Source organism: Paracoccus sp. UBA889 (assembly GCA_002294185.1).
In the GTDB taxonomy this organism is placed as follows: domain Bacteria; phylum Pseudomonadota; class Alphaproteobacteria; order Rhodobacterales; family Rhodobacteraceae; genus Paracoccus.
This window is the reverse complement of sequence record DBFD01000033.1, coordinates 1-20,274: the sequence shown is the minus strand read 5'-3', so window position 1 is coordinate 20,274 and position 20,274 is coordinate 1. Positions and strand designations below refer to the sequence as shown.

Here is a 20,274-nt window from a genome sequence, read left to right as displayed (position 1 = left end):
GCTGCGCAATGCGGTCCATATCGGCGGCGGCGATTTCCTCAAGGTTTCTCCCATGGGCGAGGATGCACCGATGAGCGAGATCGAGGATCATCTGGCGGCGTCCCTGAAAGCGACGCTTGAAGATCTTGTCTGGTGGACCAAGGCGTTGAAAGCCGCGCGAGCGGGGTGAATCCGGAGTGACGAAAACAAGAAGGCCGCGCGATTCGGTGAATGCGCGGCCTTTTCGATGAATCCTCGGCTCCGATCAGATCCGGTCCAGCTGATCGTCCATGGCGGCCGCGATCTCGCGGCGGATCACGGCGCGCAGGTTGCGTGAAAAGCGCTGACCCATCTCGCCCTGCAATTCCTCCTGGATCATCTCGCGCAGCAGATCGCGGATGCCCTGCTCTTCCACTTCAGGCTGATGTTGCGGGCTGGCGGGTTCATTGGCTGCCGCGACCGGCGCCTCGGCAGGAACCGGAGAAACGGCTGTTTCCTGCGCCGCCGACCCGGTCGGGATCGATGCGATTTCAGCGGTCGGGCGATGCCAGACCTCGCAGGCCCCCGCGGCGGCGGCAAGCGGCGCGATTCTCGCCTCCGGAACGGGTTCGCTGGCTGCCAGTTCCGGGACCGGATCGGACGCAGATCGTGGCTGGCTGCTTTCGGCAGTCTCTGCCGCGGACTTCCGTTCTGGCAGGGATTTTACCGCGATCGGCGCCGAGTCGTTCATCGCGCCCCCATCCGCCGGTTCGGGGCGCATCCGGGCCTTCCAGTCAAAGGCTTCGGCGAAGGCGTCTTCCTCCATCATGGCCTCGAAATCGTGCAGAGGGGTCGGCCCGGCCGCATCACTGCCCCGGCGCAGGTCCGGCAAAGGATCCTCATCCGAAGCCGATTTCGCATCAATCCCGGCGTTCCGGTCTCTAGGCAAGTCACGCAGCGGACCCGAATTGACCCGGCGGGCCACGTCCAGACGAAGCGGCCGAGGCGCGGGCGGAACCGGCTGATGTGGCGAGGGCGCGGAAAACGACGCTCCGATTCGTCCCGAGAACGAGCCCTCGGGCTGCGGGGTTGTTGCGGACATGTGGCACGCAAGTTCGCTGCCCGGCAATTCCGCCACAGCCTCGGTATCGGCGTGGCGAACAACGCGACCGGCTTCATCGGGCCTTTGCGGCGGCTCGGGGGGCGTTTCCGGCATGATCGGCCTGGGCCGGGCGGCATCGGCGCCATTCGCGGCCTGACCCAGCGGCCAACCCTCCGCCTCGGGCTCGACCGCCGCGTCGCCGAAACGCGACCGCGCCAGTTGTCGGGCAAGAGCGGCGTTTCCACCGTGACGTCGTGCCAGAAATTCGGCCGAATCCTCGTCGATGACACGAGACGCGGTTTCTCGATCGTCGATCAGGCGATCCCGTGCGGCGGACAAAGCTTCATCCTCCGCGATCAGGCGGCGGATGGCGGTCAGCACATCGCCGATATCCTCGGACAGCCGCGCTGCGGACTGGATCTGTCGCTCAGCCATGGGTCACCCCCATGGCGCGGGCGTCATTGCTTGCGGCCGATGGCGCGCAGGACGCGATCAAGGCTTTCGCCCTGCTTGCTGGTATAGGGCGCATCACGCACGGCATTGTAGTATTGTGATGGGTCATAGGTCGGAATCCCAAGTTTCAGGTTTTCTACCGTCAACAGACCCATAGCAGCCAAAAGTTGATAATGTGCTAATTGCAGATTGGATTCGGCGGTGATCTTGTCGGCCCGCGCCTGCAGCAGGGATTGTTCCGAATCCAGCACGTCCAGCGTCGTCCGCGCACCCAGCAGCGCCTCTTCGCGCACACCTTCATAGGCTTGCTGCGCGGCGGTGATCTGCTGGTCGATGGCACCGATCTGCGCCCGCGCCACCTGGATATTGGCCCAGGCTTCGCCGACCTGCTGGCTGATCTGCCGCGATGTGTTCAGCAGCGCCGCCCGCGCCTGGTCGCGCGCGGCCATCGCCTTGCGCTGTGCCGATGGCAGGCGGCCGCCGGAATAGATCGTCTGGTTCAATTGCACCCCAACAGAGGCAGTGGCACGATTGTCGTAGACGCCGGAAAACGTGCTGGGACTGCGGGTCACGCCCACGCCGAGATTGCCCGACAAGGTGGGATTGCGTTCGGCCGCGGCGGCCGCCACGCCCAGTTCGGCGGCGGCGGCCTGACGCTGGGCCTGAAGGATCGCCGGATGGTTCTTCTGCGCAATGGCCCGCGCGGCATTGACCGATGCCGGCAGTTTGGGCAGCGGCGGCGGCGCGCTCAGGCCGGTGGGTTTCCGCCCGGTCGCCGCCAGATAGCCTTCGCGCGCGATTTCAAGTTGACCCTGCGCGGAGGCCAGCGCCGCCTGGGTCGCGGCCAGTTGCGCATCGGCCAGGGCCACATCGGTCACGGTGATCTCGCCCACGTCAAAGCGATCCTGCGCGGCCTGCCTTTCGCGCGACAGAACCCCGACCGAATTCTGCTGCAAGGCCACCTGCTCGGTGGCGCGGCGAACCTCGAAAAAGGAGGCTGTGGCATCAAGCAGAACGTTCTGTTCGACATTCACCAGCGCCTGCCGCGTGGCCATTACCTGTTCCTTGGCGGAATCGATGGCAAGCTGCGATCTGCCCCAGTCGTAGAGCGTCATTTCAGCCCCGATCTGCAACGAGGTCGATCGCGTCGTCAGCCCGCCCTCGCTTTGCTGCACGTCATGGCTGGCGATCCACTGGACCACGGGGCGAAGCTGGGCGATCGCGCTGGCGACATCCTCGTCCGCCGCCCGCAGCACGGCCCGGTTCTGATCCATCAGCGCCGAATCGCGATAGGCCGCAACCATCGTGTCGGCCAGGGACTGGGCGCGCGCGGGAAGGGCGATCGCGCCGCCCAGGATCGATGACAGGACAAGCGCGCGAAAACAGGTGCGAAAGATCACAGGCTGAACCTCCGTTCGCGGGTAAAGCCCGGCAAGAGCGGGGCATGGGCGTTGAAGGCATAGCGCCAGTTCACGCGGTCGTTCAGGCGATGGCCGATGCGGACAACGCCCAGCCGTCCCTCGTCGAACAGAGCCGCGATGCGGCCGCCTTCCTTCAACTGGTCTTCAATGGCGGCCGGAACCTGCTGGACCGCGCCCTCGATCAGGATGGCGTCATAGGGCCCTTGACGCGCTGCGCCTTCGGATAGCGGTCCCTCGAGCACGGCGACGTTGAAGACATCGGCCTCGGCCAGCCGGCGTTCGGCCTCGGCGGCCATGTCGGCGTCGTCCTCGATGGCGACGACCGCCTCGGCCATGCGCGCCATCACGGCCGCGGAATACCCATATCCACACCCCAGATCCAGAATCAGGTCATCCGGCTGGATGTCCAGCGCGTCCACCATCTTGGCCAGTGTCCGCGGCTCCAGCAGGACACGGCCGCGTCCGATATCCAGATTCTCGCCGGAATAGGCCACGGCGCGGCGGCCGGCGGGAACGAATTCCTCGCGGGGAACAGCCAGCATCGCTTCGATCACCGGGAATTTCGTGACATCGTTGGGACGAACCTGGGTATCCACCATCATGGTGCGGCGCGCGGCGAAATCGGTCATGTCGGGCCCTTATGCGACCTGCTTTGTCTGCTTACTGCCACGATTCCGGGATGCGGGCAACGCCGCTCATTCCCGTCTTGCGCCGTCAGCGCCGATCCACTAAATCATTCGCACTCTGAAGATCGGTGGGTTGGCGGAGTGGTTACGCACCGGATTGCAAATCCGTGAAGACCGGTTCGATTCCGGTACCCACCTCCAGAAAGTCCCCTGATCGACGCGCAGCATTCCCGCCCGGCAAGGGTGGCCGGGCCCTTTCTGCACCTTCCGGTCCGGGGTGGGGCACATTTACTTGCGCCCGCCTGCCGCCTAGGAGGGAATGGCGGCATTCCGACTGCGACCGGCCGCGAGAACCGCCGCGAGACGAAGCCGATGATCTATGCCGCCACGACCCGCCTTGTCGAAGCCGCCTTGCGGCTGCGGGTCGCGTTGGGCGGCCAGGCCGACTTGCGGCAGCGGCTGGCGATCGGCGCCCCGCCCGCCCGCTGCCGGATCTGGTTCCACGGCGCCTCGGTGGGCGAGTTGCAGTCCGGACAGGAGATCATCCTGGAACTGGCCCGGCGCCTGCCGGTGCTTGTCACCGCCAATACCGAAACCGGCCGGGATCTTGCGGCAGGCTGGGGCCTTTCCGCCCGGCTGGCTCCGCTGGATTCGCCCGCGGCGCTGTCGCGTTTCCTAGACGCGGCGCGGCCGGGTCTGCTGGTGACGCTGGAAAACGAATTCTGGCCGCTTCGGTCGCGGATGCTGGCGCAACGGGGGATCGCGCAGGCCATGATCGGCGCACGGATGTCGGCCCGTTCGGCGGCGACATGGCGGCGGCTGCCCGGCATCATTGGTCCGATGCTGACCCGCCTTGCCGCGCTTTCGGCGCAGGACGCGGCCAGCGAGACGCGGCTGTGCGACCTGGGGCTCGACCCCGCGTGCCTGTTGCCGCGCCTCGACCTGAAATTGCTGGCACCGGCGCGGATCACCCCGCCCCCCGACAACCGGCGGCGCGACCGGACCATCCTTGCCGCCTCGACCCACGAGGGCGAGGAGGCCACGATCCTCGACGCCTGGATTGCAGCCCGCCGCGCGCATCCCGACCTTCGCCTGATCCTGGCCATCCGTCACCCCCGGCGCGGCGACGAGGTCGCGGCGCTGATCGCCGCCCGCGGCCTGCCCGTCGCCCGCGTTTCGCGGGGCGCCGCGACAGCGCCGCTGCTGCTGGCCGACACGTTGGGCGAGATGCCGCGCTGGTATGACCAGGCGGGAATCTGCATCGTCGGCGGGTCGCTGGCCGATCGTGGCGGCCACACGCCCTGGGAACCGGCGGCCCATCGCTGCGCCATTCTGCATGGCCCGCATGTCGCGAATTTCACCGAAAGCTATGGCGCGCTTCATGCTCAGGACGCGGCACTGGCGGTGACCAGCACGTCACTTCCGGCGCAGATCATCGGCCTGGCGGGCGATGGCGCCCGTGCCCGCGCTCTGGGCCGGGCCGCACGCGGAGTGCTGGAGGCGGAGGCGCGCGACCCGTCGGCGCTGATCGACAGGCTCGCCAATCTTGCGCAGGACCGCGCGGATCACGATATAGCCCGCATGAGCAAGACGGAGCCGCGATGATCCGCTACAGCCTGCGCTGCGACCAGGGCCATGATTTCGATGGCTGGTTTCGTTCGTCCGATGCGTTCGAGACGATGCGCGACTCGGCGCGGCTGTCCTGCGCGCAATGCGGATCGACCAGCGTTGAAAAGACCCTGATGAGCCCCTCGGTGGCGGCAAAGACGGCCAGACCCCTGTCCGCGCCCGTCAATCCGGCCCAGGCCGCATTGGACCGACTGCGCCGCCATGTCGAGAAGAATTCCGATTATGTCGGACTGAAATTCGCCGACGAGGCGCGCGCCATGCATGAAGGCCGCAGTCCGGGCCGCGCCATCCACGGCGAGGCGCGCCCGGACGAGGCGAAAAAGCTGATCGAGGACGGAGTTCCGATCGCGCCGCTGCCTTTCCTTCCGCGCCAGAAATCCAACTGAAACGGCACCTTCGCACTCTTGGAAAATACCTCGGGGGTCGTCGCGGAACGCGACGAGGGGGCAGCGCCCCCTGCCGCCCCCGTCACCCGCCTTGCCTCTTGCGGTTTCATCCCCCCGCCCATACAAGCCGCGCCGAAAGAAACCCTTGGCTGGAGGCCCGCGATGCCGCTTCTGGTGATGAAATTCGGCGGCACCTCGGTCGCCGATCTGGACCGGATCAGGAATGCCGCCGCGAAGGTGCAGCGCGAGGTCGAGCGCGGCCATGACGTCATCGTCATCGTCAGCGCCATGTCCGGCAAGACCAACGAGCTGGTCGGCTGGGTCGAGAAGACCTCGCCGCTGTTTGATGCGCGCGAATATGATGCCGTGGTCAGTTCGGGCGAGAACGTCACCGCCGGATTGATGGCGCTGACGCTTCAGGAAATGGGCGTTCCGGCGCGCAGCTGGCAGGGCTGGCAGGTGCCGATCAACACCACCGCGCAACATTCCGCGGCGCGTTTCGTCGATATCCCGCGCGGCAATCTGGATCAGAAGTTCGCCGAAGGCTTCCGGGTCGCGGTGGTCGCGGGTTTCCAGGGTCTGGCGCCCGATGGCCGGATCACCACGCTGGGCCGGGGCGGATCGGACACGACCGCCGTGGCCTTCGCGGCCGCCTTCGACGCCGAACGCTGCGACATCTATACCGATGTCGATGGCATCTACACGACCGACCCGCGCATCACCTCGAAAGCGCGCAAGCTGGACAGGATCGCGTTCGAGGAGATGCTGGAACTGGCCAGTCTTGGCGCGAAGGTGCTGCAGACCCGCTCGGTCGAGCTGGCGATGCGCTACAAGGTGCGGCTGCGCGTGTTATCCTCGTTCGAGGACACGACCGAAGATTCGGGCACGCTGGTCTGCGATGAGGGAGAAATCATGGAATCGAAAGTCGTCAATGGCGTCGCCTATTCCCGCGAGGAAGCCAAGATCACCCTTGTCACGGTCGAGGACCGTCCCGGCATTTCCGCCGGCATCTTCGCGCCCCTGGCGGATGCGGGCGTGAACGTGGACATGATCGTGCAGAACATCTCCGAGAAGAATTTCGAACATCACCAGGGCTCGGTCACGGACATGACCTTCTCGGTGCCGATCAATCAGGTGGATCGCGCCAAGCGCGCCATGGAACAGGCCCGCGCCGCGGGCACGGTTTCGTATGACGAATTGATCGTCGATACCGAGGTCGCCAAGGTCAGCGTGGTGGGCATCGGGATGCGCAGCCATGCCGGCGTCGCAGCCCGGATGTTCAAGGCCCTTGCCGAGGAAAACATCAACATCAAGGTCATCGCCACCAGCGAAATCAAGATTTCCGTTCTGATCGACCGCAAATATATGGAACTGGCCGTTCAGGCGCTGCATGATGCCTTCGGCCTCGAAGCGGCCTGATCCCCTCGGGTGATCCCGAACCGACAGGCCCTCGGGCCGGACGCGACGACGGAAGGCGGGAAGGCATTGCAGGACCGCAAGGACAGTGATTCGCGCAAGCTGCTGCGGCGGCTGAAGGAAATTCTGGCCGCCGCCGGCGACGGTCAGGACAGGCTTGACCAGATCACCCACAACATTGCCGATTCGATGGGCACCGATGTGTGCTCGATCTATCTGTTTCGCGACCCCGAGACGCTGGAGCTTTGCGCCACCGAAGGTCTGCGCGCCGAGGCCGTTCACCAGACCAGGCTGAGGCTGGGCGAAGGCCTGGTCGGGCGCGTCGCACGGACCGGCCGCTACATGAACACCGCCGACGCGCCCGCGATGCCCGGATTCCGCTTCATGCCCGAAACCGGCGAAGAGGTCTTTCCCAGCTTTCTCGGCGTGCCGATCCAGCGCGTGGGCGAGAAACTGGGCGTTCTGGTCGTGCAGTCGCGCGATGCCCGCCTGTTCAGCGATGACGAGGTCTACGGCCTGGAAGTGGTGGCAATGGTGCTGGCGGAAATGACCGAACTGGGCGCCTTCCAGGGCACCCAGGCCAACAGCCTGCCGCAGGCCCACCGCTTTCCGCTGATGCTGCGCGGCACCACCGGACAGGAAGGCGCGGCCGAGGGTCATGTCTGGCTGCACGAGCCGCGCGTGGTCATCGCCAACCCCGTCGGCGACGATCCCGAAACCGAAAGGGCGCGGCTGCACGAGGGCGTGGAACGGCTGCGGGAACGGGTCGATTCGATGGTCGCCGCCGCCGACATGGGGGCCGATGGCGATCACACGGCCGTTTTGGAAACCTATCGCATGTTCGCCCATTCGCGGTCCTGGCTGAAGCGGATGGAAGAAGACATCCAACTGGGCCTTTCCGCCGAAGCGGCGGTCGAGAAGGAACAATCCGCTGCCCGTGCACGGCTGGAAATGTCGGCCGATCCCTATCTTCGCGACCGCCTGCATGATCTGGACGACCTGTCCAACCGGCTGTTGCGGATCCTGACCGGACAGGGCGTCGATACAGGCGCCGAGATGCCCGCGGATCCGATCCTGATCGCCCGCAATATCGGCCCCGCCGAATTGCTGGAATACGGACGGCGGCTGAAGGGCGTGGTGCTGGAGGAAGGATCGGTCGGCTCTCACGCGGCGATCGTGGCGCGGGCGCTGGCGATTCCGCTGGTCATCCACGCCGCCCGCATCACGACCGAGGCGCTGAATGGCGATCCGATCCTCGTCGATGGCGATCAGGGCATTGTCCATCTGCGCCCCGAGGACACGGTGGCGCTGGCCTTTCGCGACAAGATGGCGATGCAGGCCGAGGCTCAGAACCGCTATGCCAGCCTGCGCCGGCTTCCCGCGACCGGCAGTTGCGGCACCACGATCCAGCTTTACATGAATGCGGGCCTGATGGCCGACCTGCCCTCGCTGGAAGGGTCGGGGGCCGAGGGCGTGGGCCTGTTCCGGACCGAATTGCAGTTCCTGATCCGCAACCACGTCCCGCGACGGGGAGAACTGGCCGAATTGTATCGCCGGGTCATGGACAACGCCAAGGGCAAGCAGGTGATGTTCCGGACGCTGGACATCGGGTCGGACAAGGTGCTGCCCTACATGAAGCCCCAGGACGAGCCCAACCCGGCGATGGGCTGGCGCGCGATCCGTGTCGGCCTGGACAAGCGCGGCATTCTGCGGATGCAGCTTCAGGCGCTGATCCGGGCGGCCGCCGGACGCCCCTTGCACGTCATGTTCCCCTTCATCGCCGATATCAGCGAATACGAGGACGCCTATCGCATCCTCATGCAGGAAATGTCGCGAGAACAGCGGGTGGGCCGTGACCTGCCGACCGACATTCGCGTGGGCGCGATGCTCGAGACGCCCTCGCTGGCCTTCGCTCCGAAAAAGTTCTTCGAGATGTGCGACTTCGTCTCGATCGGCGGCAACGACCTGAAGCAGTTCTTCTACGCGGCCGACCGCGAAAACGAACGCGTCCGACGCCGATATGACACGCTGAACGTGCCCTTTCTCGCATTGCTGCGCCAGATCGTGCTGCGCTGCGAAGAGGCGCGCGTGCCGCTGTCCTTCTGCGGCGAGGATGCCGGCCGCCCGATCGAGGCATTGACCTTTGCGGCCCTGGGCATCCGACGCCTGTCGATGCGTCCGGCCTCGATCGGCCCGGTCAAGCATCTGATCCGTCGCGTCTCGATCGCCGATCTTCGGCAGGTCATCGACGAGGCCGAGGCATCGGGAATGCACAACCTGCGCCGGCCGGTGACCGAATGGCTGGCCCGACAATAGGCGGAAAATCGCCCGAATCACCCCTGGGCGCGATCGGGCGACGCCACACACAACTCAGGGTCGCTTTTCCGGCGACCGACGCGACTTGTTGCGCTGCGGCGCAGTCCCTATACTGAACCGGCTCTTGCGAACTGCCTCCAAAGATGAAGCGACGAAATTTCCTCAATGCCGCCACGGCGCTGGCAGCCGGCAGCGTCTTTGCCGCGACGCCGGCCCAGGCACAATCGAGTTCTGACGAATCGACGATCGACACGCCGCCCGAAGGCGCAAGGACGGATTTCGGTTTCGAAGACGTGGCCGCGATCGCCGCCAAACGGGCCGAAGCCGTTCATGAGCAGCCGGTGGCGAAACTGGTGGGCAGCTTCGCGGACCTGAATTATGACCAGTATCGCGGTATAAGGTTCCGGCGCGACGCCGATCCGCTGAGCGATCAGAACCAGTTCGGCATGGACCTGCTGCCGCCAGGCGCGATCTTTTATGAGCCGATCGGCATCAACATCGTGCGCGACGGAGTTCCGCAGAAGTTCGAATTCGATCCGCGCCTGCTGGATTTCGATCCGGCCCAGTTTCCCGACGGCGCGAACCTGGACGATATCGGCGACATGGGATGGTCGGGTTTCCGGCTTCGCACGCGGCTGAACCGGCCCGACGTGATGGACGAATTCGCGGTTTTCCAGGGCGCAAGCTATTTTCGCGCCGTCGCGCGCGGCACCCTCTATGGCCTGTCGGCGCGGGGTCTGGCGATCAAGACCGGCAGCCCGGATGGCGAAGAATTTCCGCTGTTCACCGATTTCTGGATCCACCGCCCCTCGGAGGGATCCGAATGGGTGCGCATTCACGCGCTTCTGGACAGCAAGTCGGTGACGGGCGCCTATCAGTTCGACATCAATCCCGGCGCGGTGACGATGGTTCGGACGCGGCTTGCGCTGTTTCCGCGCGTCGATCTGCAAAATACCGGCATCGCGCCGTTGACTTCGATGTTCTGGTTCAGCCCGGCCAGCCGGCGCGCGGTGGACGATTACCGCCCCGCCGTGCATGACAGCGACGGCTTGCAGATGCATACCGGCGCCGGCCAGGCATTGTGGCGCAGCCTTGCCTCGCACAAGAACCTGCAGATTTCGTCCTTCGTGGACAAGTCTCCGCGCGGCTTCGGCCTGATCCAGCGCAACCGCGACTTCGGCGATTATCAGGACGCCGAGGCGATGTATAACCAGCGCCCCTCGGCCTGGATCCAGCCCGAAAGCGACTGGGGCGAGGGCGAGGTCCGCCTGATCGAAATCCCGGTCGAAAACGAGTTCAACGACAATATCGTCACCTACTGGCTGCCCAAGGATCCGCTGGCGCGCGGCAAGCGGCACGATTTCCGCTATCGTCTCAGTTTCGCGCCGCTGCCGCCGAACGACATGCCGCTGGCCAAGGTGCGCCAGGTCCGTTCCGGACAATCCATCAACAACAAGGATCTGCGCAGCTTCGTGGTCGATTTCGACCTGTCCCTGTTCGGCGGCGAGATGCCGGAATCGAAGGTCACGACATCGGCCGGGACGATCGTCCATGCCTACCTGAAGACGCTTGCCGATCAGGGCGTCCTGCGGCTGGCCTTCGAATTCGAGCCGGGCGACGCCACCGTGGCCGACCTGCAGGCGCTTCTGACCGACAAGCAGGGGGTCGCCCTCAGCGAATCCTGGCTGGCGCGCTGGTCGGCATGATTGCGGCGCCGTCCTCTGCCGAGGCTGGCGGCCCGGTTCCACCCGAATCGCCGATCGCCATGCCGGTGCAGGACTTTCGGACCCTGCCCGCAACTCGGCGGCTGCGCCGAACCGAATCCGCGCGGGTCTGGCTGGCCCGGCTGATCACCTTCGGCGGAACCGCCGCGATCGCCGTCATCGGCTTCATGCAGATGCTGGAGGCCTTCGGCGACAAGCCGACGCCGATGCAGCTTGCGCTTTTGGCATTGTTCGTGCCCACCTTCGCCTGGGTCGGATTTTCCTTCTGCGGTCTGCTGGCGGGGCTGTTCGCGCCCCGGCTGACGACGCCAGACGGCCCCAATGATGCCCGCATCGTCGTGGTGATGCCCGTCTATCACGAGAATGCCGCCCAAAGCCTGGGCCTGCTGACAGCCCTGGCCAAGGGGCTGGAGCAGACCGGCATCGCGAACCGAGCCGAAATCTTCGTTCTGTCCGACAGCCGCGATCCTGCCGTTGCGGTCAACGAAAGCCTGATCGTCGCGGCTGCCCGCGACGCCTCGCCGGTGCCGATCTGGTATCGCCGGCGCGAAACGAACGAGGATCGCAAATCCGGCAACCTGGCCGAATTCATCCGCCGCTGGGGCGGGCGCTACGATCAGATGGTGGTGCTGGATGCAGACAGCGTGCTGTCCGCAGAAACCATTCGCGATCTGTCCGCGCGCATGAATGCCGATCCCGATCTGGGCCTGATCCAGACCATGCCGATCCTGGTCGGCGGCGAGACCATCTTTGCCCGGCTGACCCAGTTCGCCGGCCGGGTCTATGGCCCGATGATCGCGCGCGGCGTTTCGGCCTGGTCGGGCGATACGGGCAATTACTGGGGCCACAACGCGATCATCCGGGTGGCGGCCTTTGCCCAAGCCTGCGGCTTGCCGCGCCTGTCGGGCAAACCGCCCTTTGGCGGCACCATTCTCAGCCACGATTTCGTCGAGGCTGCCGCCCTGTGCCGCGCCGGCTGGAAGGTGCGGCTGGACCATGACCTGCGCGGCAGCTACGAGGGTTGCCCGCCGACGCTGCTGGACATGGCCGCGCGCGAACGCCGCTGGGCGCAGGGCAATCTGCAACATGCGCGCCTCTTCGGGATCAAGGGCGCCCGGGCCATCAGCCTGGTGCATTTCGCCATAGGCATCCTGGGTTTCCTGATGAGCCCGATCTGGCTGGCGCTGCTGCTGGTCGGTCTGGTCCTGTCGGCCACGGTGCTGCTGTCCACGCCCGAATATTTCCCGAACGCCTATCAGCTTTTTCCGGACTGGCCGGTCTTCGATGCCCGCCGGATGCTGTATCTGTTCATCGCGGCGATGGCGCTGCTGCTGCTGCCCAGACTGATCGCGACCTTGCGCGCCTGGTCGCGGCCGCTGGCGCGCAATTCCGGCGGACCGGTCCGCATCTTTGCCAGCGCGCTGTTCGAGATCCTGCTATCGGCCCTGATCGCGCCGGTCCAGATGCTGATCCAGACCCGCCAGATCTTCGAAATCCTGCGCGGCCGCGACAGCGGCTGGAACGCACAAGAACGGGCCGGCTCGATGCCCGGCTGGGAGGTTGTGATCGCGCGGCACTGGATTCACGTGCTGCTGGGCGTCGCCACGCTGCTGGTGCTGGCGCAGTTCTCGCCGACGCAACTGATCTGGCTGTCGCCGATTCTTGCCGGCCTGATCCTGTCGCCGCTGACATCCCGGCTGTCGGCAAGCCCGGTCTTCGGCCGCTGGGCACGGATGAACGGCCTGCTGGTCACACCCGAGGAACGCGATTATCCCCCGATCCTGACCGAGGCCAGCGCGGCGATCCGCGCCCTGCCGCGCCCCCTGCCCGGCCGTGCGGCGATCATGCAACTGGCACAGCATCCCGACCGTATGGCGCATCACCTGGCCATGCTGACTTCGCTGCCCGACCGCCCTGTGGCCGAGCGGCTGCCGCAGATCACCGCCGGGGCAAAGATCGCCAATGCCGCGGGCCGCGAACAGGCGCTTGATCTTCTGAACCCGGAAGAAACCGAAGCGTTGATATCCGATGCCGCGCTGTTGCGGCGATGGAGCGCGCTGCCTGAATGAACCGCCTGATCGTTCTCGACATGCTGCGCGGTTACGCGCTGATCTGCATCATGATCGACCATATGCCAATCTCGATCCTGCGGCGGTTCACGCTTGCCAATTTCTCGGTCTTCGACGCAGCAGAACTGTTCGTCCTGCTGTCGGGCTTTCTGGTCGGCCTGGTCTGGCATTCGGTCGAGGAGCGGGACGGATTGCGCAGCGCCCAATGGCGCTTTGCACGGCGCTCGTTCGAGGTCTGGCGGGCGCTGGTTCTGGGCGGGGTGATCATGGCGCTGGTTTCGGCCGGGCTGCTGGCGCTGGACATGTCCCATACCGCGGTCTGGAACCAGTATGCCGAATGGGTGGTCGAGAACCCGCTGGGCTATTCCGGCGTGCTGGCGACGATGTGGTTGCAGCCAAACCTTCTGGACGTGCTGGCGCTGTACGTCATCCTGATCGTTTCGGCGCCGCTGCTGGTGCCGCTGCTGCGGCGCTGGCCCATCAGCTTCGCGATCGGATCGCTGGTCCTGTGGTGGTTCGCGCCGCTGCTCAACCAGATCATCCCGAACCACAGCCGCGCGGGCCTGCTTTTCAACCCGTTCGGCTGGCAGATGCTGTTCTATTCGGGCATCGCGATGGCGCTGTTCCGCGATCGGATCATGCGGACGCTGATGCCGCATCGGCGGCTTCTGACGATCCTTGCAGCGGGCATGTTCCTGTTCGGCACCGCGATCGTGATCGGGGCCAAGATCGGCGAGCCCGCGAAAGAATTCCGCGACGCGCTGAAGCTGATCTATGGCGAAATCAACAAATGGGACCTGGACGGCACACGCTATCTGGCGATTCTCGCCGCGACCTGGCTGGTCGCGGTGCCCCTGGCCCGGCCCATGGCGTGGCTGGCCGCGACCGTGCCGGGTGTCGCCATGCAGCAGATCGGTCGCGGCGGGCTTTGGGCATTCGTCGCCAGTGTTCTGCTGTCGGTGATCGGCGACGCCTTCCAGTTGAACCCGGAAGGTCAGGGCGTCCTGCGACGCCTGACGGTCGATCTCTGGTCGATCACGGCGCTTTGGTGGGTATCCGTGGCCTGGCTGCGCTTTGGGGCGCCGCGGCTGAAAAGAAAGACGCCGCGCCGAACCTGACCTGTCGGGACAGGCAGAAATGACCCTCGGGTGCGGGAACAGCCATGCGTCCGGACTGCCCGGCTGCCAGCCACTTCATCAGGCAGCCTTTCCTGCTTGCCGGCTGCAAACGATCACTGACATCGGCCCGCTGCAACACGGGGCGTAAATCCATCCCCCCTTCTCGATAACTTTTGCGCTGAAATTCGCTCAATGGTTGCACCTCGGGAGATTGACTTTCGAATTCCCGTCCCGGAAGAGGTCGGAGGACGCAGCTTCCGAGGCCATCGGGTGAACGAGGTGGGCGTCTTCTCGCCCGAAGAGGAGGACGACCTGAAATGTCGCAATATCTGTCGCAACTCGCCGGAAAGCGCATCGTCGTCACCGGAGGAGTCGGATCGGTCGGCCGGGCGATCGTGGAGAAACTTGCCGCAAGCCCGGTCGGACATGTTCGCGTGATCGACAACAACGAAAGCGGCCTGTTCGACATGGAAATGGACTTTGCCGGCCGCAAGGGCAAGGCGGGGCTCGACTTCTTCCACGCCGACATCACCGACGAACGCGAGATGAGGCGCACCTTCGACGGCATGGATCTGTGTTTTCACTGTGCCGCGCTGAAACACGTGCCGTCTTGCGAACGCAGCCCGTTTTCGGCCGTGAAGGTCAACATCGAGGGTGTCGAGGTCGTCGGCCGCGTCGCGCAGATGCAGGGACTTGAAAAGGTCATCTTCACCTCTTCCGACAAGGCGGTGAACCCGACCAATGTCATGGGCACATCGAAGCTGATGGGAGAGCGGCTGTTCACGTCGATGAACTTTCTCACCCATTCGGATTCGCCGACGCTGTTTTCCTCGACCCGTTTCGGCAACGTGCTGGGATCGCGCGGTTCGGTGGTGCCGCTGTTCGCGCAGCAGATTGCCGCGGGCGGGCCCGTGCGCGTCACCGACAGGCGCATGACGCGTTTCGTCATGACCATGCAACAATCGGCCGATCTGGTGATCGGCAGCATGGTCCTGGCCCGGGGCGGCGAAGTATTCATCACCAAGATGCCTGTCCTGCGGATCGTCGATCTGGCACGGGTCATGATACAGCACCTGGCACCGGCCTACGGGCATGATCCCCGATCGATCGGTATCGAGATCACCGGTTCGCGCCCCGGTGAAAAACTGTGGGAAGAGCTTTCAACGGACGAAGAGGCGAACCGGCTTCTGGAAAGCGACGATTTCCTGATCGTCATGCCGGCCGGTCATACGGCTGAACAGCGGCGGCAGAAATATGCCTTTGACGAAATCGGGGCACGGCCAAGCGGCATCGTCTATCACTCGGACCGCGAGGCGGCGATCGGCGACGATCAGATCTGGGCGCTGCTGATGCGCGATGGCGTACTTCCCGAAAGCGTTGTCGCAAGGCTGGTCACCGCCGGCACGGTTCCACAACTCGAGACACTCTGAAGGAAGCGTGATGCGGATTTTGATCCTGGGCGGGGACGGCTATATCGGTTGGCCGACCGCGATGAAACTTGCCGCGGCCGGGCATCAGGTGATGGCCGTCGACAATTATCTGCGACGCCGGCTGATGCGAGAGATCGATTGCGACGCGTTGTTCGATGTGCCAAACCTTCACGAAAGGGCGCGCCTGTGGGCGGACCGCTCGGGCAAGGAGCTGGCGGTCCGGATCGGCGATCTGGACGACTGGACCTTCATCGCCGCGATCTTCGAGGAATTCGTTCCCGACGCGATCATCCACTATGCCGAACAACCCTCGGCGCCCTATTCGATGATGGATCGGGCTGCGGCCCGGCTGACGCTGGACAACAACCTGGGCGTGACCTTCAACATCATCCACGCGATGAACCAGTTCACCCCCGATGCTCATCTGATCAAGCTGGGAACGATGGGCGAATATGGCACGCCGAACATCGATATCGAGGAAGGCTGGATCGATATCGAGCACAAGGGACGCAAGGATCGGTTCCTGTTCCCGCGCGCGGCCGGATCGTTCTATCACACGACGAAAGTGCTCGATACGGACATGCTGTGGTTCTATGTCCGCGTCTGGGGGCTGCGTGTAACGGATCTGATGCAGGGCCCGGTCTATGGGCTGGCGACCGACGAAAGCGCCGATGACGACCGGCTGTATTCGTTCCTGAACTACGACGAGGTTTTCGGCACCGTCCTGAACCGTTTCATGGTTCAGGCGGTGGCGGGCTATCCTCTGACCGTCTATGGCAAGGGCGGGCAGACACGCGGATATCTGCATCTCAAGGATGCGCTGCAATGCGTGAAGCTGGCCGTCGAAACCCCGGCCGAGCCGGGCGAGTTGCGCATCTTCAACCAGTTCGTCGAAACGTTCAGCGTCAACGATCTGGCCGAACATGTCCGGCAGTCGGGGCAAAGGCTGGGGCTGAACGTGCAGATCGAATCGCTTCCCAATCCGCGCAAGGAGGCCGAGGAGCATTACTACAATCCCGCCCATACCGGGCTTCTGGATCTGGGTCTTCAGCCCAACAGGCTGACCCCCGAGATCATGGACCGGATGATCGGCCTGACGATGAAGTATCGCGATCAGATCGTGCCCGAACGGATCTTCCGCGGGGTGAAGTGGCGCCGCTGATGCCCGACGATGGCGACACGATCGGCCCGGCGGAAACCCAGCAGCCGGATGCAGGGTGACGATGGATGCCGAACCGCCCCCCGCCATCGCCGCCGAACGGCTTCGGCGTGTCCGCAGGCAGTTGACGGCGGGCGGTCTGGATTCCGCCGAAACGCTGGCGCAGCTGGCATTGCGGCGCGATCCCTCGTCGGTCGAGGCGGTCTTGCTGCTTGCGCGGGCGGCAGAGTTGCGTCAGGGGCCGAAGGCCAAGGCCGACCTGCTTCATCGCCATCTGCCGGCGGTCAGGGACGATCTGCCACTGCGCCGTCACCTGGCCGATGCGCTGTGGCAAGGCGGCGATGTCGCGGGCGCCGTTTCGGTGGCCCAGGACATCATCGACGGCGGACGCGGCGATGTTCAGGATCATCTGCTGATCGGTCGAGGCAGGATCCGTCAGGGCGATCTGGAGGGGGCGCAGCGCGCGGCGGACGCGGCGCGGATGCTGGCGCCCGAACGACCGCGGCCATGGCTGCAACTGGCGCGCATCGCGCTGCTGCGCGACGGCGCCGAGGCGCGGGCGCGCATCCTGTCGCACTATCTTGACGAAATCGGCGATTCCCCCGTCATCAGGCGCGATCTGGCCGAGACGCTGTGCGACCTGGGCGCCGCCGAGGCGGCACGGGAACACCTGTCGCGGATCGCGGCGCAGGGTCTCACGACATCGAGAGACCATTTGTTGCAGGCGCGCATCGCGCTGGCAAAGGCGGATCTGGCGGCAGCCGAAAGCCAGGCCCGAACGGCGGCACGTCTTGCACCCGATCAGCCGGACCCGGTGCTGATGCTGGCCCGCATCGCGCATCTGAAGGACGGCGTGGCTGGCCGGGTCCGGGTTCTGCAAGGCTGCGCCGAACCGGCCCGCCACAGCTTTCGCATCCGCATGAACACCGCCCAGACCCTGATCACCGCCCGTCGGCGCGACGAGGCCAGGCAAGTTGCCGAGGCGATCGAGCCGCGAAACTGTTCCGACCGGCAGTTGTTTCTGCTGGCGTCGATCCTGCATCAGTGCGACGCGCAGGCAAGAGCCGCGACGTGTCTCGACCTCATCGACCCCGATGGGGGACTGGGAAACGCATTGCTGCTGTTTCAGGCCCTCGAAGGTAGTCTTTCGGCCGACAACGCGCTGGTCTCGTGCGCGGACCGAAACCTGCTGCCCGACTTGCATTCGCGCGCCCTGGACATCCTTGCCGCGCCGCCCCCCCTGCGTGGTCGTCTGAATGACGCGATTGATCTCGACCGCGAGGCGGACCGGCTGGCCAGACGATATGCCTCCGCCGCTGCCTATTTCGGATTGCCCTCAGAGGGTCCGTCACCTCTGGTCAGCATCCTTGCGCCGATCCATCGACGCCAGGACGAGGAAAATCTGGCGAAACAGATTGAAAGACAGGATTATCCCGCGCTGGAGGCGGTGATCGTCTGCAGCGGAGATGACGTCGATCCCAAACGCCTGTCGCATCGGCTTGCCGGCTGTTCCGGCCTCTCGAGGACCAGGATCCTGTCCTTGCGGGGCGGAACTTCGCTGTCCGCGGCCCTCAATATGGGGGTCGCGGCCTCGCGGGGCGATCTGATCGCCCGGTTCGATGCCGACGACATTTATCTGGACGACTATCTGTCGCGATCCATCCGATTCATGCAGGCAATGTCGGCTGATCTCTGTGGCAAGCCCGAAATCTTCGTCCATTTCGAGAAGATCGGCGGCACGATCCTGTACGATTTCTGCCCCCAGGACTACCAGCCCTGGGCGGGTTCGCGCGATGTCGTCGGCAGCGGATCAAGCCTGATCGTGACCCGGGCCGCGGCCGAAAGACTGTCGTTCGCCGAGGAACTTGCAGAGGGCGAGGATCGCGATTTCTACAGGCGCGCCCTGTTCCACGGCTTTCGGGTCCTGTTCGCGCCGCCTTTCGGTCATCTCGTCATCCGGAAATCCGGCGAACGGCACACATGGCAGCAAAGCGAGGCAAGGCTGCTGCTGGAGGCACAGCCCCGCGCGCCGATGTTTGCCGGAACCGCCGTCGAAGCCGAAAGCGTCATGCGGAATCTTCAAACCGCAATTCGTGCGCGGCTTGGCCCGGAATGACGGCCGGCGGATGCAAACCGCGGCCGTCGCCCGGGCGATGCGCGTTGACGCGCCCGAAAAAGCGTAATATCCACCCCGCGACCGTTCCGTCTGTCTTCCCGGACGTGTTGCGGATCTTGCCGTAACAGGATCGGTGGACAGCCGGGCCCGGCGCCCGCACGTCTGAAATCTTTGCGCGGGTGTGGCGGAACTGGTAGACGCACCAGATTTAGGTTCTGGCGCCGCAAGGCGTGGGGGTTCGAGTCCCTTCACCCGCACCAAGCATCATCCCGGCGCCTCTGCCGCCAGGGCAATGCCCCGTTCGGACGCTGCGCGCGCCCGCAGCCGTCCCGCGCCCAGTCCGCTGCGCAGGAACCGCGACAGCGCGTCGATGGCGACGGTCACCATGCCCGTCGCCAGCAGGATCAGCACGGCGCGGTCAAGGCGCAATTGCGAAATCGCGTCATCCAGATAAAAGCCCAGCGTGGCGACGCCCAGAATCCCGACGATTGCACTTTCCCGGATGATGATCTCCCACCGGTAGAGACAGAGCGCGACAAATTGCCCGAAAAGTCGCGGCACGATCTCCCAGCCCCACAGGGTCAGACCGCGCGGCGCATCGGCGCGCAGGGCCAGCCCGCCGGCCTGCCGGCCCAGCAGATGGGCGATGATCGCGCCATTATGCAGGCCAAGCGCCAGGATCGCGGGCAGCATCGAAGGGCCGAAGACCTGCAGAAAGAGATAGGCCAGCATGTATTCGGGAAAGCTGCGCAGGACGACCAGAAACAGATGGCCCGGAATGGCGACGAGCCGGCCGGTGACGCGCGGCACGATCAGCGCCTGCCCGCAAAAGGCAACGAGCCCGGCAAGGATCAGGGCCAGTTGCGCCACCACCAGCGTTGCGGCGAGGCCCGGCAGGATCGACCCCGCGACCAGATCCCACAACCACGGTCCCAGCCCCGCCGGATCGCCCTGCCGCAGCGGCGCGGGCACGATGTCGCTGGTCAGGAACCGCCACAGCGCGCCCTGCCCCATCGGTGGCGCATCGACACGGACCAGCACGATTCCGGCCGCGATCAGCCATGCCCAGACCGCATGCGGGCGCATCCACAGACGGATCGTCGCGATCAGCGCGATATAGACCGCCATGATCGCGCCCGCCGCTGCATAATTGCCCTGACGAAAGAAGCTGTCCAGTTGAAAGCCCAGCGTCGGCAGGCCGACAAAACCCAGCACGGCCGAGGACCGCAGACCGCATTCCAGCCGGTAAAGGGTGTAGGTTGCCATCTCGCGCCGCGCCAGCGGCATTCGGGCCCACAGGAACCGGCTCAGCGGATGCACCCGGGCGCCAAGCCAGTCCGAGGGCCGCCGG

At 65.3% G+C, this 20,274-nt stretch carries 14 protein-coding genes and 2 tRNA genes; 12 read left to right on the top strand and 4 right to left on the bottom strand.

Going from position 1 to position 20,274, the window contains the following annotated elements; all coding sequences use genetic code 11:
• Window positions 1–244 precede the first annotated feature (244 nt).
• From B4L36_RS05890 to B4L36_RS05880, 3 genes are read right to left on the bottom strand one after another with little or no spacing between them, the layout of a single operon-like run.
• Complete coding sequence (locus tag B4L36_RS05890) at window positions 245–1,495, bottom strand: hypothetical protein (RefSeq protein WP_292953759.1); 1,251 nt, start codon at window positions 1,493–1,495, stop codon at window positions 245–247.
• Between the two features lie 23 nt (window positions 1,496–1,518).
• Window positions 1,519–2,910, bottom strand: a complete 1,392-nt coding sequence (locus B4L36_RS05885) for a TolC family outer membrane protein (RefSeq protein WP_292953768.1) — start codon at window positions 2,908–2,910, stop codon at window positions 1,519–1,521.
• Window positions 2,910–3,563 (bottom strand): protein-L-isoaspartate O-methyltransferase family protein, encoded by a 654-nt coding sequence (locus B4L36_RS05880; protein WP_292953756.1) that lies wholly within the window; start codon window positions 3,561–3,563, stop codon window positions 2,910–2,912. Before B4L36_RS05880 ends, B4L36_RS05885 begins: the two co-directional genes overlap by 1 nt.
• A 124-nt stretch (window positions 3,564–3,687) precedes the next feature.
• Between B4L36_RS05880 and B4L36_RS05875 the strand changes: the two genes are divergently transcribed.
• The 12 genes from B4L36_RS05875 (at window position 3,688) to B4L36_RS05820 (ending at window position 19,183) form a co-directional block, all read left to right on the top strand.
• Window positions 3,688–3,761, top strand: a tRNA-Cys gene (locus B4L36_RS05875).
• A 171-nt stretch (window positions 3,762–3,932) separates the two neighbouring features.
• On the top strand, window positions 3,933–5,165 hold the full coding sequence (locus tag B4L36_RS05870) for a 3-deoxy-D-manno-octulosonic acid transferase (protein WP_292953754.1): 1,233 nt from the start codon (window positions 3,933–3,935) through the stop codon (window positions 5,163–5,165).
• A complete protein-coding gene (locus B4L36_RS05865) occupies window positions 5,162–5,575 on the top strand; it encodes a DUF1178 family protein (RefSeq protein ID WP_292953752.1) in 414 nt (137 codons plus the stop codon). The genes B4L36_RS05870 and B4L36_RS05865 overlap by 4 nt, the downstream gene beginning before the upstream one ends.
• 162 nt (window positions 5,576–5,737) lie before the next feature.
• Entirely contained in the window at window positions 5,738–6,994 is a 1,257-nt protein-coding gene (locus B4L36_RS05860; protein ID WP_292953750.1) for an aspartate kinase, read from the top strand.
• Window positions 6,995–7,060: 66 nt separating this feature from the next.
• Window positions 7,061–9,307 carry a phosphoenolpyruvate--protein phosphotransferase gene (gene ptsP, locus B4L36_RS05855; protein ID WP_292953765.1) on the top strand — a complete coding sequence of 749 codons (2,247 nt, stop codon included), beginning with the start codon at window positions 7,061–7,063 and terminating at the stop codon, window positions 9,305–9,307.
• Window positions 9,308–9,450: 143 nt separating this feature from the next.
• A complete protein-coding gene (locus tag B4L36_RS05850; RefSeq protein WP_292953749.1) occupies window positions 9,451–11,013 on the top strand; it encodes a glucan biosynthesis protein in 1,563 nt (520 codons plus the stop codon).
• Window positions 11,010–13,100 carry a glucans biosynthesis glucosyltransferase MdoH gene (mdoH, locus tag B4L36_RS05845; RefSeq protein WP_292953746.1) on the top strand — a complete coding sequence of 697 codons (2,091 nt, stop codon included), beginning with the start codon at window positions 11,010–11,012 and terminating at the stop codon, window positions 13,098–13,100. The genes B4L36_RS05850 and mdoH overlap by 4 nt, the downstream gene beginning before the upstream one ends.
• On the top strand, window positions 13,097–14,218 hold the full coding sequence (gene opgC / locus B4L36_RS05840) for an OpgC domain-containing protein (RefSeq protein ID WP_292953743.1): 1,122 nt from the start codon (window positions 13,097–13,099) through the stop codon (window positions 14,216–14,218). The genes mdoH and opgC overlap by 4 nt, the downstream gene beginning before the upstream one ends.
• A 317-nt stretch (window positions 14,219–14,535) precedes the next feature.
• Window positions 14,536–15,648 (top strand): polysaccharide biosynthesis protein, encoded by a 1,113-nt coding sequence (locus B4L36_RS05835; protein WP_292953741.1) that lies wholly within the window; start codon window positions 14,536–14,538, stop codon window positions 15,646–15,648.
• Window positions 15,649–15,658: 10 nt separating this feature from the next.
• Window positions 15,659–16,810, top strand: a complete 1,152-nt coding sequence (locus B4L36_RS05830) for an NAD-dependent epimerase/dehydratase family protein (protein WP_292953739.1) — start codon at window positions 15,659–15,661, stop codon at window positions 16,808–16,810.
• Between the two features lie 61 nt (window positions 16,811–16,871).
• A complete protein-coding gene (locus B4L36_RS05825; RefSeq protein WP_292953762.1) occupies window positions 16,872–18,923 on the top strand; it encodes a glycosyltransferase in 2,052 nt (683 codons plus the stop codon).
• A 175-nt stretch (window positions 18,924–19,098) separates the two neighbouring features.
• Window positions 19,099–19,183 (top strand) — tRNA-Leu (locus B4L36_RS05820).
• A gap of 4 nt (window positions 19,184–19,187) precedes the next feature.
• On the opposite strand, the gene B4L36_RS05815 is transcribed toward B4L36_RS05820, so the two are convergent.
• A partial coding sequence (locus tag B4L36_RS05815; RefSeq protein ID WP_292953738.1) for an ABC transporter permease occupies window positions 19,188–20,274 on the bottom strand: 1,087 nt, incomplete at its 5' end.